The sequence below is a fragment of the Streptomyces sp. NPDC100445 genome (genome assembly GCF_044759735.1).
In the GTDB taxonomy this organism is placed as follows: Bacteria; Actinomycetota; Actinomycetes; order Streptomycetales; family Streptomycetaceae; genus Streptomyces.
In genome coordinates this window covers 805049-819572 of the sequence record NZ_JBIVZV010000001.1, presented here as the reverse complement: position 1 = coordinate 819572, position 14524 = coordinate 805049, and the positions used below count along the sequence as shown (strand labels likewise).

The 14524-nt window shown below is 72.9% G+C and carries 12 protein-coding genes; 7 read left to right on the top strand and 5 right to left on the bottom strand.

Features of this window, described 5'->3' with window-relative positions; genetic code table 11:
• Positions 1 to 849 precede the first annotated feature (849 nt).
• Positions 850 to 1932, top strand: coding sequence for a GNAT family N-acetyltransferase (locus ACIQVT_RS03650; RefSeq protein WP_403746880.1), 1083 nt, complete (start codon positions 850 to 852; stop codon positions 1930 to 1932).
• A gap of 89 nt (positions 1933 to 2021) precedes the next feature.
• On the opposite strand, the gene ACIQVT_RS03645 is transcribed toward ACIQVT_RS03650, so the two are convergent.
• On the bottom strand, positions 2022 to 3029 hold the full coding sequence (locus ACIQVT_RS03645; RefSeq protein ID WP_403746878.1) for a Ppx/GppA family phosphatase: 1008 nt from the start codon (positions 3027 to 3029) through the stop codon (positions 2022 to 2024).
• Between the two features lie 170 nt (positions 3030 to 3199).
• Positions 3200 to 3580, bottom strand: coding sequence for a winged helix-turn-helix transcriptional regulator (locus ACIQVT_RS03640; protein WP_403746876.1), 381 nt, complete (start codon positions 3578 to 3580; stop codon positions 3200 to 3202).
• Between the two features lie 74 nt (positions 3581 to 3654).
• Between ACIQVT_RS03640 and ACIQVT_RS03635 the strand changes: the two genes are divergently transcribed.
• Together ACIQVT_RS03635 and ACIQVT_RS03630 are read left to right on the top strand one after the other, a co-directional pair.
• Positions 3655 to 4350 carry an NADPH-dependent F420 reductase gene (locus ACIQVT_RS03635; protein ID WP_403746874.1) on the top strand — a complete coding sequence of 232 codons (696 nt, stop codon included), beginning with the start codon at positions 3655 to 3657 and terminating at the stop codon, positions 4348 to 4350.
• 294 nt (positions 4351 to 4644) lie between these two features.
• Positions 4645 to 5388, top strand: coding sequence for a dienelactone hydrolase family protein (locus tag ACIQVT_RS03630; RefSeq protein WP_403746871.1), 744 nt, complete (start codon positions 4645 to 4647; stop codon positions 5386 to 5388).
• 8 nt (positions 5389 to 5396) lie between these two features.
• Here ACIQVT_RS03630 and ACIQVT_RS03625 read toward each other — a convergent pair whose 3' ends face one another.
• A complete protein-coding gene (locus ACIQVT_RS03625; RefSeq protein ID WP_403746870.1) occupies positions 5397 to 5918 on the bottom strand; it encodes a hypothetical protein in 522 nt (173 codons plus the stop codon).
• A 105-nt stretch (positions 5919 to 6023) separates the two neighbouring features.
• Between ACIQVT_RS03625 and ACIQVT_RS03620 the strand changes: the two genes are divergently transcribed.
• A complete protein-coding gene (locus ACIQVT_RS03620) occupies positions 6024 to 7172 on the top strand; it encodes an FAD-dependent oxidoreductase (protein ID WP_403746867.1) in 1149 nt (382 codons plus the stop codon).
• 219 nt (positions 7173 to 7391) lie between these two features.
• Positions 7392 to 9932, top strand: a complete 2541-nt coding sequence (locus tag ACIQVT_RS03615; RefSeq protein ID WP_403746865.1) for a discoidin domain-containing protein — start codon at positions 7392 to 7394, stop codon at positions 9930 to 9932.
• Positions 9933 to 9979: 47 nt separating this feature from the next.
• On the opposite strand, the gene ACIQVT_RS03610 is transcribed toward ACIQVT_RS03615, so the two are convergent.
• A complete protein-coding gene (locus tag ACIQVT_RS03610; RefSeq protein WP_403746863.1) occupies positions 9980 to 10930 on the bottom strand; it encodes a helix-turn-helix transcriptional regulator in 951 nt (316 codons plus the stop codon).
• A 132-nt stretch (positions 10931 to 11062) separates the two neighbouring features.
• On the opposite strand from ACIQVT_RS03610, the gene ACIQVT_RS03605 reads away from it, so the two are divergent.
• Positions 11063 to 11401: an ANTAR domain-containing protein gene (locus tag ACIQVT_RS03605; protein WP_403746860.1), complete on the top strand. Its 339-nt coding sequence runs from the start codon at positions 11063 to 11065 to the stop codon at positions 11399 to 11401.
• Positions 11402 to 11490: 89 nt separating this feature from the next.
• Here ACIQVT_RS03605 and ACIQVT_RS03600 read toward each other — a convergent pair whose 3' ends face one another.
• Entirely contained in the window at positions 11491 to 12660 is a 1170-nt protein-coding gene (locus ACIQVT_RS03600; protein ID WP_403746858.1) for an amidohydrolase, read from the bottom strand.
• Between the two features lie 142 nt (positions 12661 to 12802).
• Between ACIQVT_RS03600 and ACIQVT_RS03595 the strand changes: the two genes are divergently transcribed.
• On the top strand, positions 12803 to 14266 hold the full coding sequence (locus ACIQVT_RS03595) for an aminotransferase class I/II-fold pyridoxal phosphate-dependent enzyme (protein ID WP_403746856.1): 1464 nt from the start codon (positions 12803 to 12805) through the stop codon (positions 14264 to 14266).
• Positions 14267 to 14524: the final 258 nt, after the last annotated feature.

Sequence of the window (14524 nt, the reverse complement as noted above, 5' to 3'; positions counted from 1 at the left end):
CACCACCACGACGTGGTACGTCCCCGACGCCCGTGGGATCACCGTGGCCTCGGGGTCGGCGGTGCCCGCGCCGGACGCCACCTGCTTGCCGTGGTCGTCGTAGACGTACAGGTCGAAGTCGTCCGAGGGGTGCTCCCAGCCGACCGACAGCGGGACACCGCCCTCAGGATTGTCGTCCCAGTAGCCGTCCGGCACCGAGACGGTGAGGTCGAAGCGGCCGCAGACCTCGCCGCCGGGGTCGTCGGCGGCGCCGGGGCACTTCTCCGGCCCGGCGCCGGTGCCCCTGGCGTAGACCGGGCTGTGCCAGGTGACGCTGGTGTGGGCCGGGTCGAGCGCCGCGCCGGACGGGGCGGTGGTGGCCCGGGCGGGCGCCGGGACGGCCAGCGCGGTCCCGGCCAGGACGGTGACCAGCCCCAGCGGTATCCGGGCCGGCCACGGCACACGGTGTCGGAGTCTTCGCACGGCGGAACAGCTCCTCTCGCATCTTCGCGGACCGACTGTTCGTACGCGATGTTGCTCGGAGACGCTCGGAAAGGGCGTCGAACGAGCAACTTCACGCACGCAGCGTCGAGGTCGTTCCAGGTTCATGTCAATACCGCGGTGCCGTGCCCCACCCCCGGCCGGGCCGCCGGGCACCCGGGGCACCCTTGACAGGCGGCGTACTGTTTCGCCAGGTTCGAGCCATGCGCGGGGGACTGGGCTCCGGTGGCGCGTCCGGCGCGCTCATGAAGGCACGGGGGAGGGGGCGCATGGGGTGCACCAACCACGGTCCGCACGCCGCACCGGGCGGTGCGGCCCCCGGCACGCCGCCGCCCTGGGGACGGACGCGCGCACGGGGGGATCACTGACGTGGAGATCACCGTCCACCGGCCCGGCGACCTGACGCCCGCCCTGCGCGGAGCGTGGCACCGGGCGATGGACGAGTCGCCCGAGTACGCCAATCCGTTCCTGGCCCCGGAGTTCGCCGCCGGGGTCGGCCGGTTCCGGCCCGGGGTACAGGTGGCGGTACTGCGCGACGGCGGGGAACCGGTCGGCTTCCTGCCCTACGAGCGGGGGCCGCTGGGCACCGGCCGGGCCGTCGGACTCGGCCTCTCCGACTGCCAGGCCCTCGTGCACCTGCCCGGAGTCACCTGGGACGTGGGACAGTTGCTGCGCGCCTGCGGCCTCAGTGTCTTCGAGTTCGACCATCTCGTCCGGGAACAGGCGCCGTTCGGGCCCCACGTCACCGGCACCTTCGCCTCACCGGTGATCGACGTGGAACCCGGCGACGGCACCTACGCGCAGTGGCTGCGCGCGACATACCCCAAACTGGCCAAGACGACGCTGAAGAAGGAACGCCGGCTCGGCCGGGACGTCGGCGAGGTGCGGTTCGTCTTCGACGAACGCGACCCGGAGGCGCTGCGCACCCTCATGCGGTGGAAGTCCGCGCAGTACCGCAGGACCGGCCGCATGGACCGCTTCTCCCGGCCCTGGATCGTCGGCCTGGTGGACCACCTGTTCCACGTCCGGGAGGACCACCTCACGGGAGTGCTGTCCGTGCTGTACGCCGGCGACCGGCCGGTCGCGGCCCACTTCGGCCCCCGGTCGGGCACCGTGCTGGCCGCCTGGTTCACCGCCTACGACCCGGAACTCCCTGCCTACTCGCCCGGGTTGATGATGCACCTGCGGACCGCCGAGGCCGCCGCCCGGCACGGGGTGGCCCTGGTGGACCTGGGGCGCGGCGACAAGGAGTACAAGGACTGGCTCAAGACCCGTGAACTCCGCGTCGGTGAGGGCTTCGCGGCCCGCCCCCACCCCGTCGCGCTGGCCCGGCGCCTGTGGCGACGCCCGGTGCGCGGCCTGCGGAACACGGTGCTGGCCCACCCGGGGCTGCGCGTCCCCGCCGACCGCCTGCTGAGAACGGCCGGCACCCTCCGCACCCGCGCCCGCTGATCGCCGGGCACCGGCACGGGTGCCTTGCGTCGCGGCCGGTTTCGCGTGCGCCGGCGCGGGCGGCGCGGTGTCACGCGGCCGGCGCAGTGTCACGCGGGTGGTGCCGCGATGCGCAGGGTCGTCGCCGGGGGCGGGGCCGTGGGGTCGCCGGTGTCGGTGATGTCCGTCCACCAGTCGACGCCGTCCTCGGCGTAGCGCAGCAGGACGCCCTCGCGGATCGCCCAGGGGCAGACGACGGCCCGGGGCAGGCCCATCAGCTTCAGCGCCGTGTGCCCGACGACCGCCCCGGCCAGGCTCTGCGCGGCGCGCGGTGCGGAGATCCCGGGCAGCCGGGACCGCTCGGCGGCGGGCAGCGAGGCGAGCGAGCGCACCGCCTCGCGCAGGTCCCGGCAGGCCAGTTCCCGCTCGACGAACGGGCCGTACCGCCCGGGCGCGGCCCCGCACAACCGGGCCAGCTGCTGGAACGTACGGGAGCTGACGGCGGCGGTGCGCGGCCGCTCCCAGCGGATCCGCGAGGCGACGTCCCGCAGCTCGTGACGGATGCGGCGGCGCAGCTCCTTCAGCTCGCCCGGTCCCGGCGGGTCCTGGACGCCCAGGTGCTCCCGGGTCAGCCGGCTCGCGCCGAGCGGCAGGGACGCGGCGAAGTCGGGCAGCCGCCCCCGGCCGAACGCGACCTCCAGCGAGCCCCCGCCGATGTCGAGCAGTGCGAGCGGGCCGGCCTTCCAGCCCAGCCAGCGGCGGGCCGCGAGGAAGGTCAGCTCGGCCTCGGTCTCACCCGGCATCGTGCACATGCGGATGCCGGTCCCGGACGCCACCCGCCCGAGGACGTCCGCCCGGTTCGGGGCGTTGCGCACCACCGTGGTGGCGAAGGCCAGCGGCCCGGCCGCCCGCCACCTGCGGGCCGTGGCGCCGGCCGACGCCACCGCCTTCACCAGCCGGTCCACGGCCTCGTCGGCGATGGTGCCGTCCGTGCCGGCGTGCTCGCACAGGCGCAGCTTCCACTTGACGGTGTGCACCGGCAGCGGAACGCCGCCCACCACGTCCGCGATCACCAGTCGCACCGTGTTCGATCCCGCGTCCACCACGCTCACCCGCATGGCCGGCACGTACCCGTTCGACGGCCGGTCATCCGTCCCCCAGGGGGGCGTGCCGGTGCACGGAGGTCGCGGCGCGTGCCTCTCCGCAGCAGCGAACCGCACGTCCGGAGCGGTGATCGTCGCCATCCCGGCAGCCTGTGGATTCCCGACCAAGGGTCCGGGACGAGCCACTAGCGTGCAGGGGGCGGGGACTGTGGATCAGGGGCGCACGCCGCTTCCTGGGCCGCCATGACCTCATCGCCGTACTCGAAGGCCCAGGCGCCGACGGCGTCGATGGGCACCAACAACGTCCGGCCCAGAGCTGTGAGTCGGTACTCGACCCGTGACGGTGCGTCGGGGGCCGCCTGCCGGTCGACCAGTCCGTTGAACTGGAGTCGGCGCAGAGTCTCGGTGAGGACCTTGGAACTGATGCCCCCGATCCGTTCCCGTAGTTCGACCGGACGCCAGGGACCGTCGCGCAGTGCCCAGAGCACCACGGCGTTCCAGGTGTTGGAGAACAGGTCGAAGGCGAGGCGGGCGCGGCAGTCGGCGAGGAAGGCATCGGTCGTCACGTACCGAATGGTGCCCGAACGGCTGTCTAGCGTCGGTGTGAACGATCGAACCAGGCACGGAAAGGGACCACGTGATGAGAATCGGCGTACTGGGAACGGGCAACATGGCCGACGCGCTCGCCACCCACTGGGCGCGGGCCGGGCACGACGTCACCATCGGGGGACGGGACACACACAAGGCGGAACGACTCGCGACGCGCATCGGAGGCAGCGCCAGGCCCGCCTCTCTGCGCGCGGCGGCCGAGTTCGGTCAAGTGGTGCTGGCCGCGCTGCCCTTCGGGGCGGGAGCGGAGGTGGTACGGGACGTGCGCGCGGCCCTGGAGAGCAAGGTGCTGCTCGACTGCTCCAACCCGGTCGGGCCGGGCTTCCGGCTGCTGACGGAAGGAGGCCCCTCGGCCGCGCAGCAACTGGCCGCGGCGGCACCGGAAGCCCATGTGATCAAGGCTTTCAACCTCTGCCACGAGGACGTGTGGCGCATGCGGTCGCCGGTCTTCGACGGGCGGCCACTGGCCGTCCCGGTCTGCGGAGACGATGAGAGCGCCCTCGCGCGCGTGCGTGAGCTGGTACGGGACCTGGGCTGTGAAGCCGTGGCCGGCGGCGGTCTCGAACGTGCGGGACTCCTGGAAGCGACCGCTGCGCTGTTCATCGCGCTATGGGTCGGCGAGGGAGTGGACGCCCAGGCGATCGCCCCTCCGCTGGCATACGCGGCCGGACCGAGCCACCAGGAGGGGGAGGGCGGCACGGCGGCTCTCCGCCAGGGCACTCGGTGAGGCGGCGGTGACGGATGACAACGGGCACTCCCGGCTGCTGAGTTGTGCCGCGGTCGACCTGCCGCATTGCGGAGTCGCGTGCTGGCGTCCGCTCGGACCGGTGGACTACGCTGCGCGACCATGATGACCGGGACGGCCTCGCGCCACACACGGATCGGTGACCCGGTGCCTCTCTGAGCGCCGTACGGGCCGGTGCGGGCCCGCTGCTGGACCGAGGAGCCTCCGCTGGTGCGCGAGCTCCTCCTCCGTCGTGTTGATCACAGGCTCGGCACATCAACCACGACAGGAGAGTCCATGCCCATCAAGACGTTGCCGCTGCACATCCCCACCGCTGACGGTCAGGCGGATGCGTTCGCCGCCTTCCCAGACCGTGGCGCGCGGCACCCGGGGGTGCTGATGTACGCGGACGGCTTCGGCATCCGGCCCGTGCTGCGGGAGATGGCCCGCGAACTGGCGGGGCACGGCTACTACGTGCTCGTTCCCAACCTCTTCCACCGGCACGGCCCGGCACCGGTGGTCGAGCTTCCCGCGCACATCGGAGAGGAGGACCGACCCGCCGTCCTCGCCCGGCTGATGCCCTTGATCGAGGCGCACACCGTCGAACGGGTTCTGAGCGACGCCGACGCCTACCTCAGGTTCCTCACCAGCCAGCCCCAGGTCGGCACCGGTCCGGTCGCGGTGACCGGCTACTGCGTAGGCGGTCTCTACGCGATGCGCACCGCCGCGGCCCATCCGGACCAGGTGGCCGCCGTCGCCGCATTCCACGGCCCCGTCGGCGTCGACGGGCCCCACCTCTTCTCGAAGCTCACCGCCCGGGTCCACCTCGGCCACGCCGAAGGCGACATGACGCCTGAGCGACTCGGCGAACTCAATCAGGCCCTGGACGCCGCGGGTATCGCCTACACCTCCGAGATCTACCCCGGCACCGTCCACGGCTTCACCATGTCCGACACCGATGCTTTCAGCGCCTCCGGGCTGAAGCGTCACTGGGATCGCCTGCTCCCCCTCCTGGAGAGCACTCCGACCAGGGGGAGGTGATCATCGGTTCACCGCGCGGCCGGGTTGTCGTGGTCGTCGAGAAGGGGGCTGTGGCGTTCGGTGAGTGGACCGACACCGAGGTCCTCACGCATGAGCTTGCGCATCTCGGCGGCTGCCCTGCCGCGTGCCTCCCAGCGGGCGCGATCCTCCGGATCGCTGACGGCGGTGCCGTCGACGTAGCCGTCGCAGATGCGTCGCAGGCAGTGGAACACGCTGTTGGAGGCCTTGACCACAGGTTGGGGCGCGATGAGCCACATCCGTTCCGACGCGATGCCTATGCCTGACTCCCGGAAGGCCTCGCGCAGCGCCAGCGCCCGCTCGTCGGCGGAAGGGTGGTCCCGCTCGGCCAAAGCCCGCAGGGTCTCACCGAGGACCTTCACGATGGTGGTGTACTGCGTATAGATGTCGAGCCGCAGCCGGAGCGCTTCGTTGGCATTGTCGTGCCTCCACCGGTTCCGATCGGCGATGAGAGTGGCGACGATGCCGATCGCGGCCCCGGAGAGGGTGGAGAGCAGTGGCGACCAGTCCATGCCGGTCAGCCTGGGTCATCCCGGGACGGTGCCGCCAGGGGGCCGGCCCCGCGACTCCGGCGCGGTGAGCGGGTGCGGCGACCCGGGAGCGAGGGAGCGGACACGATGAAGGTTCTGGTGGTGGGCGCCGGCATCGCGGGTACCGCGACCGCGCTGGGCCTGCACAAGGCGGGACACGACGTCACGGTGTTCGAGGCCCACCCGGACACGGCCGAGGACATCGGCGCCTTCCTGACGCTGGCGAGCAACGGCATGCGCGCCCTGGCCGAGTTGGACGCCACGGACGCCGTCACCGCCGTCGGTTTCCCGCTGACCTCCCTGCGGCTGCTCGACGACCGGGGCGCCGAGGTGACGCGCGGACCGCTCGGCGAGGCCGACGACCCCGCGCTGCGCTACCGCTGCCTGCGGCGCGGCGAGTTGAGCGCGGCCCTCCAGGGCGAGGCGGTCCGGCGCGGGATCCGGCTGCGCCACGGCGCGCGGCTGGTGTCTCTGACGGACGGCCCGGACGCCGTCACCGCCCGCTTCGCCGACGGCACCACCGCCACGGGGGACCTGCTCGTCGGAGCCGACGGCCTGCACTCGGCCGTGCGCCGGCTCCTGGCGCCGAGCGTCCGACCCGTGTACGCGGGCCAGCGTGTCTACTACGGTTACGGCCGCACCGGCGCCGCGCCCGAGTCCGCCGCAGCCGGGGCGATCACCATGGTGCGGGGCGGCTCGACCGCCTTCGGGTACGCGGTCTCGCCGACGGGGGAGACGTACTGGTTCGCCCGCGCCGCCGGCGACCCGCTGCCCGCCGGAGCGGCCGCCGGGCCGTCCGCCGTGCTGCGCGCGCACCTGCTGCCGCTGCTGCGGGCGGACGACACGCCCGCAGCCGGTCTCGTCGAGGCCGGCGACAGCATCATGGTCACCGACGCGACGGAGTTGCCGCTCGGCACCGTCTGGCGGGGGGAACGCGTCCTGCTCGTCGGTGACGCCGCCCACGCGGCCTCGCCGGCGACCGGCCAGGGTGCCTCGATGGCCCTGGAGGACGCCGTCGTACTCGCCAAGGCGCTGCGTGACCTGCCCGGTCTGCCGGCCGCGCTGGCCGGGTACGAGCGGCTGCGCCGCCCCCGGGTGGAGCACAACATCACCGTCAGCGGCGGTCTTTCGCGCGGCACCCGCGCCCCTTCCCGCCCTGCCGCCGTCGCCGGCCGCCCCGGCACCCCGGACGCGGAACTGGTCCGCCTGCTGTCCTGGCGGGAACCGCTGTCATGACCGGTGTCCCCGGCCGGTACCAGTACGGGTACCGGTGCCGGTACCGATATCCGTTCCGTCCGCTCCGCGCAGCGGTGCCCGGCTCCGCGGTCTCCGCGCGGTAGTTGAAGGATGTGGCGTCACAAGGCTTGTGGCCGGCTTGACTCATCACTTAAATCAAAACATGAACTAAGCCGTGGGGTCAGCCGCTTGACCCTCGAGCCGTCTGGAGCCGCCGCAATGAGACTCAGATCCCTGGGCATAGCGCTGTCCGCCGTGGCAGCGCTGATCGCCCTTCCCGCCACCCATCCCTCGGCCGCCGCGGCCGAAACCCCCCTGTCCCAGGGGAGGACGGCCACCGCGTCGTCCGTGGAGAACAACGGCACCGCCGCCGGCCTGGCCGTCGACGGCGACACCGGAACCCGCTGGTCCTCGGCCACCGGTGACGACCAGTGGTTCCAGGTCGACCTGGGCGGCACCGCCGCCGTCAGCCGGGTGGTCCTCAACTGGGAGGCCGCCTACGGCAAGGACTACAAGGTCCAGATCTCCGCCGACGGGAACACCTGGACCGACCTGAAGTCCGTCACCGGCTCCGACGGCGGTGTCGACGCGCTCGACGTGTCCGGTCAGGGCCGTTACGTACGCATGCTCGGCGTCCACCGGGCCACCTCGTACGGCTACTCCCTCTGGGAGTTCCAGGTGTTCGGCACCGCGGGCACCGGCGGGACCGGCTGCGGCACCGCCAACGCCGCCCAGGGCCGGACCGCCACCGCCTCCTCCACCGAGAACGCCGGCACCCCCGCCTCCGCCGCCTTCGACGGCAGCACCACGACCCGCTGGTCCAGCCAGGCGGCCGACCCGCAGTGGCTCCAGGTCGACCTCGGTTCCGTCCAGGACCTGTGCAAGATCGACCTGAACTGGGAGGCCGCCTACGGCAAGGACTTCCAGCTCCAGGCCTCGTCGGACGGACAGAGCTGGAACACCCTCAAGACCGTCACCGGCGCCACCGGCGGCACCGCCTCGTACGACGTCAGCGGTTCGGGCCGGTACGTCCGCGTCCTGGGCACCGCGCGCGGCACCGGATACGGCTACTCGCTGTGGGAGGTCGCCGTGCACACCGGCTCCACCGGTGTCCCGCCGGTCCAGGGCGGCGGCGACCTCGGTCCCAACGTCATCGTCGTCGACCCCTCCACCCCCAACCTCCAGCATAAGTTCGACGACGTCTTCGCCAAGCAGGAGTCGGCCCAGTTCGGCAGCGGCCGCTACCAGTTCCTGCTCAAGCCCGGCACGTACAACGGCATCAACGCCCAGATCGGCTTCTACACCTCGATCTCCGGACTCGGGCTGAACCCCGACGACACGCAGATCAACGGTGACGTCACCGTGGACGCGGGCTGGTTCAACGGCAACGCCACCCAGAACTTCTGGCGTTCGGCGGAGAACCTCGCGATCAAGCCGTCCAACGGCACCGACCGCTGGGCCGTCGCCCAGGCCGCGCCCTTCCGCCGCATCCACGTCCAGGGCGGCCTCAACCTCGCCCCGAACGGCTACGGCTGGGCCTCCGGCGGCTACATCGCGGACTCCAAGGTCGACGGCACCGTCGGCCCGTACTCCCAGCAGCAGTGGTACACCCGCGACAGCTCGGTCGGCGGATGGAGCAACGGCGTGTGGAACATGACGTTCTCCGGAGTCCAGGGCGCCCCCGCGACCAACTTCGACAACGGCCCGTACACCACCCTGGACACCACCCCCGTCTCCCGCGAGAAGCCGTTCCTCTACCTGGACGGCTCCGCCTACAAGGTGTTCGTCCCGGCCAAGCGGACCAACGCCCGGGGCGTCTCCTGGCCCGCGAACGCCGGCACGTCCCTCCCGCTCGACCAGTTCTACGTCGTCAAGCCGGGCGCCACGGCCACCACCATCAACGCGGCCCTCGCCCAGGGCCTCAACCTGCTGTTCACACCCGGCGTCTACCACCTCGACCGGACCCTCGACGTCACCCGCGCCGACACGGTCGTCCTGGGACTCGGTCTCGCCACCCTCGTCCCGGACAACGGCGTCGACGCCGTGCACGTCGCCGACGTGGACGGCGTCAGGCTCGCCGGTTTCCTCATCGACGCGGGTTCGGTCAACTCTGACATCCTCCTGCGGATCGGCACGCCCGGCTCCACCGCCGACCACTCCGCCGACCCCACCACCATGCAGGACGTGTTCGTCCGCATCGGCGGCGCCGGACCCGGCCTCGCCACCAACTCGGTCGTGGTGAACAGCAACAACGTCGTCATCGACCACACCTGGCTCTGGCGCGCCGACCACGGCAGCGGCGTCGGCTGGAACACCAACCGCGCCGACTACGGGCTGCGCGTGAACGGCAACGACGTGCTCGCCACCGGCCTGTTCGTCGAACACTTCAACAAGTACGACGTCTACTGGGCCGGGGAACGCGGCCGGACGATCTTCTTCCAGAACGAGAAGGCGTACGACGTCCCGAACGCCGCCGCCGTCACCCACGACGGCATCGTCGGCTACGCGGCCTACAAGGTCGCCGACACGGTCGGCACGCACGAGGCGTGGGGCCTGGGCAGCTACTGCAACTTCACGGCCGATCCCTCGATCGTCCAGGCCCACGGCTTCCAGGTGCCCACCACCTCCGGCATCCGGATGCACGACCTGCTGGTGATCTCCCTCGGCGGCCAGGGGCAGTACGCCCACGTCGTCAACAGCACCGGCGCGCCCACCTCCGGGACCAGCACCGTACCGTCCAAGGTGACGTCCTTCCCGTAGGCCGTCCCGCGTCCCGGGCGGGGCGGGCGCCCCGCCCGGGACGACCGTCAGCCGGACAGCGACTGGTGCGGGGAGCGCCGGAAGGCCTGCCGGTACAGGGAGGCGAAGCGGCCCGGGTGGTGGAAACCCCAGCGGGCCGCGATCGCGGTCACCGTGACCCCGCTGCCGGGGTCGGCCTCCACCAGCTCCCGGTGGGCGTGCGCGAGCCGCACCCGGCGCAGATGGGCGAGCGGTGTCGTGTCCAGGTGCCGGCGGAAGGCGTACTGGAGCGCGCGCACCGTCACATGAGCCGCGCCGGCGATGTCCGCCACCGTGACGGGCTGGTCGGCGTGGTCGTCGATGTAGGCGAGCGCGCGGCGCAGCACCGCCGGGTGCGCGTCGTGACGATCGGTCCCGGTCGGTTCCACAAGCGCCGTGCTGGGGAAGGCGGCCAGGACGCTCGCCGCGAGGTACTGGGCGGCCGTGGCGGCGACCAGCGGCTGGTCCGCGATCTGCGGGTCGGACAGCACGTGGTCCCGCAGGTGGGCGATGGTCCCGCTCAGGTGACGGGCCGCCGCCGCCGAGCGGGGCCGGTGGCCGGTCAGCCGGACCGGCGGCGAGCCGGCCGGACCCGAGGCCACCTGGGCGAGCAGCTCCGGGTCCAGCATGGTGATGTTGTACCGGGCGTTGCAGATCCGCCCGGTGTACGGCAGGTCCGGCGGCGCGAACAGCACCACGTCACCCGGCCCGAAGGCGTCCTCGACCCCCCGGAAGCCGTGGTCCCGCACGGTGCCCTCGTGCACGACGCACAGGCAGATCCGGCCCAGCGGGGACACCGAGTAGCGCATCTCGAAGTCCAGCGCCAGCTCGTCGACGCTCACCGAGGACAGTCCGGCGCGGTGGACCCGGGCGTGGTTGGCGCCGGGGGTGGCACTGGCGATGCGCATCCTGGCGTAGGCCCGGCTGAGGAAGTCCTCCGTCACATCCAGGTCGTCGCTGTCGAAAGTGAGCGATTCCATTCTGCCCACTTGCCCCTGATACGCCCCTGCATGTCCCGGCTGACCAGCCCTTTTTCGTTTTCTGTACCGCGACGCGCGAAGTCGTTCGCCGGGTGGCCGTTTGGGAGGGGGCCCGCTGCGCAGGGGGATCCCATGATCGGATGTGACGAGCAGGCGGACCAGCTGGACGCGCTCCGGGAGGAGGTCGCCCAGCTGCGCCGGGCCCTCGTCTCGCACGAGCTGGTCGACCAGGCGATCGGCGTCGTCATCGCCGCGGCCGGGCTGCGCCCGCAGCAGGGCTGGGACGTGCTGAAGCACGTGTCGCAGCACACCAACACCAAGATGCGGGAGGTGGCCCGCTGCCTGGTGGAGTGGCCCTCCACCGGCCGGCTGCCCGAGGCGATCCGCCGGGCGCTGGGCGCGGCCGTACGGCAGGTGCGCGCCGCCGACGGGCCGAGCGACGTGGTCGAGGTGCGGTCGGCCACGCCCTGAGCGGGGCAGCCGTCAGCCCGCCCACCTTGTGAGCCCCGCCGCGCCCTGAGCCCGCCGCGCCGCGGGCCGGCCCGGTGCGCGAGGGAGGTTCAGGCCGCGGTCCGGCGCAGGCCCTCCCAGGCGCGCCCGCGCAGATTCTCGTCGCCCAGTACGTCCACGGCCGTGCACGCGAGCGCCTCCACGACCGCGGGCAGGACACGCCGGGCCCGCTCCGACGCCGCCGCCCGCGCGAACTCCGGGGTGTGGTCGGAGCCGTCGGCCCCCATGACCGCGACGAACGGGTGGATCGCGGGCACCCGGCCGCTGACGTTGCCGATGTCGGACGAGCCCAGGTAGACGCCCGGAGCGGGCGGGGTGAGGGTGATCCCGGCACGGTCCAGGTGCCCGGCGAACCGCTCGGACAGCACGGTACTGTCCCGGAAGTGCTCGTAGCGCACGCCGGCCCGCTCCACCGTGACCGTCGTGCCGGTCGCCAGCGCCACGCCCTCGGCGGCCGTGCGCAGCCGCTCGGCCAGGTCGTCCAGGGCGGCCGTCGTCAGGGCGCGCAGCCCGAACCGGCCCTCGGCGAACTCCGGGACGATGTTGGTGGCGGTACCGCCGTGGGTCACGATGCCCTGGACGTGGGACCCCTCCGGCAGCCGCCGGCCGAGCGCCGAGACCACGTTGAACAGCTCGATCAGCGCCGCGAGGGCGTCGATCCCCTCCGTCGGGTTGCCCGTCGGGTGCGCGGCCCGGCCCCGGAACGCCACCAGGTACTGCTCCTGCGCGGTCAGCGTGGCCCGCGCCCAGTCGTACACCCCGGGGTGGAACATCAGCGCGGCGTCCACCCCGTCGAAGACCCCGGCCTCCACCTCCAGGGCCTTCCCGCCGCCGCCCTCCTCGGCCGGCGTGCCCACCGCGAGCACCGTGCCCCCCGCACCGCCCAGCACCGCGTCCGTGACCAGGGCCGCCCCGAGGCCGGCCGCCGCGATCAGGTTGTGCCCGCAGGCGTGGCCCAGCCCGGGCAGGGCGTCGTACTCCAGCGGGAACGCCACCACCGGCCGGCCCCGGCCCGCGCGTGCCGTGAACGCGGTCGGCAGACCCGCGGTCCCCCGTCGCACCTCGAAACCCGCGCGCTCCAGCTCACCCGTGAGCAGCGCCACCGCCCGGTGCTCGGCGAACGCGGTCTCCGGATCGGCGTGCAGGGCCGACGCCACGGCCCACAGCGCCTCCGCGCGCCGTGCGACCTCCTCCCGGACCCGCTGGTACAACGACGACACAAGACCTCCTGCGGCTCGGCGGGCGTGCTCCGTGCCGCGGCCGGGTTCCACCGAACGGCCCCCTGACACCGGCCCGGTGGGTTTGGGGCACGGCGAGGGGTGCAACAGGGTGGATGCGGATCGACAGTTCGGGAGGACAGCCATGGACCACTCGCGCGTACCCGTCCTGGAAGCTCTGGAGGAGTTCCGGCGACGTCGAGACGTGGTGTTCGGGCCACCCGGGCACAGGCAGGGCCGCGGGACCGACCCGCGGGTCGCCGAGATCCTCGGTATGGACGTCTTCCGCTCCGACGTGCTGAGCCTCAACGGGCTGGACGACCGCCGCCTGTCCCAGGGCGTGCTGGCGCAGGCACAGGAACTGATGGCCGACGCGGTCGGCGCCGAACACGCCTTCTTCTCCACCTGCGGCAGCTCCCTGTCCGTCAAGACGGCGATGCTGTCGGTCGCCGGCCCCGGCGAGAAGCTGCTGCTCTCCCGCAACGCGCACAAGTCGGTCATCGCCGCGGTGATCATCAACGGCGTGGTGCCCATCTGGGTGCACCCCAAGTTCGACACCGAGCGGCACCTGGCCCATCCGCCGGAGGCCGACGACGTCCGCAACCGGCTCCGCGAGCACCCGGACGCCAAGGGCATGCTGCTCATCACCCCGACCGACTGGGGCACCTGCGCCGACATCCGCGGGGTGGCCGACGCCTGCCACGAGTTCGACGTGCCGCTGATCGTGGACGAGGCCTGGGGCGCGCACCTGCCCTTCCACCCGGACCTGCCCACCTGGGGCATGGACGCGGGCGCCGACGTGGTCGTCACCAGCGTGCACAAGATGGGCGGCGCCATCGAGCAGAGCTCGGTGTTCCACCTCCAGGGAGACCGGGTCTCGCCCGACGTGCTCAAGCAGCGCGAGGACCTGCTCGGCACGACCAGCGCCTCCAGCCTCGTCTACGCCAGCCTCGACGGCTGGCGGCGGCAGATGGTCGAGCAGGGACGCGAACTCCTCGGCGACGCCAGGCACCGCGCCGAGCGCATCCGCGCCCAGCTGCGCGACATGCCAGGCCTGCGGGTGATGGGTGGCGAAATCATCGAACAGGGCCTGGCCGCCGAGTTCGACCCCCTCAAGATCGTCGTCGACGTACGGGAACTCGGCATCAGCGGCATGCAGGCGGCCGAGTGGCTGCGCGCCCACCGCCACGTCGACGTGGGCGGCTCCGACACCTGCCGCATCAGCGCCTCCATCACCCACGCCGACGGCGACGACACCGAGAAGGTGCTCCTGGAGGCCGTGGCCGCGCTGGTCGAGCACGCCGACTCAATCGAGCGGCGGCCGGCCGTGCACCTGCCCGAGCCGCACGAGCTCGAACTGGAACAGGCGCTCCTGCCCCGCGACGCCTTCTTCGGCCCGGCCGAACAGGTGCCCGCCGAACAGGCGGTGGGCCGCATCGCCGCCGAGACCATCAGCCCGTACCCGCCGGGCGTGCCCGTCGTGGCGCCGGGCGAGGTGATCACCGCCGAGGTCCTCGACTACCTGCGCAGCGGCATCGCCCACGGCTTCCTCGTCTCCGACTCGGCGGACCCGTCGCTGGAGACCCTGCGCGTCACGGCGCGCCCCTGACCCCCCGCCCCCGGGTCCGCCCCGCACTGCGGGAACCGGCACCGGCGCCTAGGGTGGCGTACGCGGGCGGAGCGGTACGCGCCCGACCCGGGGCCGGGACACCCGCCCCGCCGGCGCACCTGTCGCCGGTGGGCGGGCGTATGGCCCCGCTGACGGTTCCCGGGTCCGGGAAAGCGCGTCCGGCGGGCCGCCGTCCCGGCAACTCGACAAGAGACGGCCCGACTTCACCCCCCGACCGGAGATCCTCGCGATCACCGG

Excerpts from the sequence above, each read along its gene's own strand:
- ACIQVT_RS03610 (WP_403746863.1), bottom strand. The coding sequence starts at position 10,930 with ATGGAATCGCTCACTTTCGACAGCGACGACCTGGATGTGACGGAGGAC.
- ACIQVT_RS03645 (WP_403746878.1), bottom strand. The coding sequence starts at position 3,029 with ATGCGGGTGAGCGTGGTGGACGCGGGATCGAACACGGTGCGACTGGTG.
- ACIQVT_RS03620 (WP_403746867.1), top strand. The coding sequence starts at position 6,024 with ATGAAGGTTCTGGTGGTGGGCGCCGGCATCGCGGGTACCGCGACCGCG.
- ACIQVT_RS03625 (WP_403746870.1), bottom strand. The coding sequence starts at position 5,918 with ATGGACTGGTCGCCACTGCTCTCCACCCTCTCCGGGGCCGCGATCGGC.
- ACIQVT_RS03595 (WP_403746856.1), top strand. The coding sequence starts at position 12,803 with ATGGACCACTCGCGCGTACCCGTCCTGGAAGCTCTGGAGGAGTTCCGG.
- ACIQVT_RS03635 (WP_403746874.1), top strand. The coding sequence starts at position 3,655 with ATGAGAATCGGCGTACTGGGAACGGGCAACATGGCCGACGCGCTCGCC.
- ACIQVT_RS03630 (WP_403746871.1), top strand. The coding sequence starts at position 4,645 with ATGCCCATCAAGACGTTGCCGCTGCACATCCCCACCGCTGACGGTCAG.
- ACIQVT_RS03615 (WP_403746865.1), top strand. The coding sequence starts at position 7,392 with ATGAGACTCAGATCCCTGGGCATAGCGCTGTCCGCCGTGGCAGCGCTG.
- ACIQVT_RS03605 (WP_403746860.1), top strand. The coding sequence starts at position 11,063 with ATGATCGGATGTGACGAGCAGGCGGACCAGCTGGACGCGCTCCGGGAG.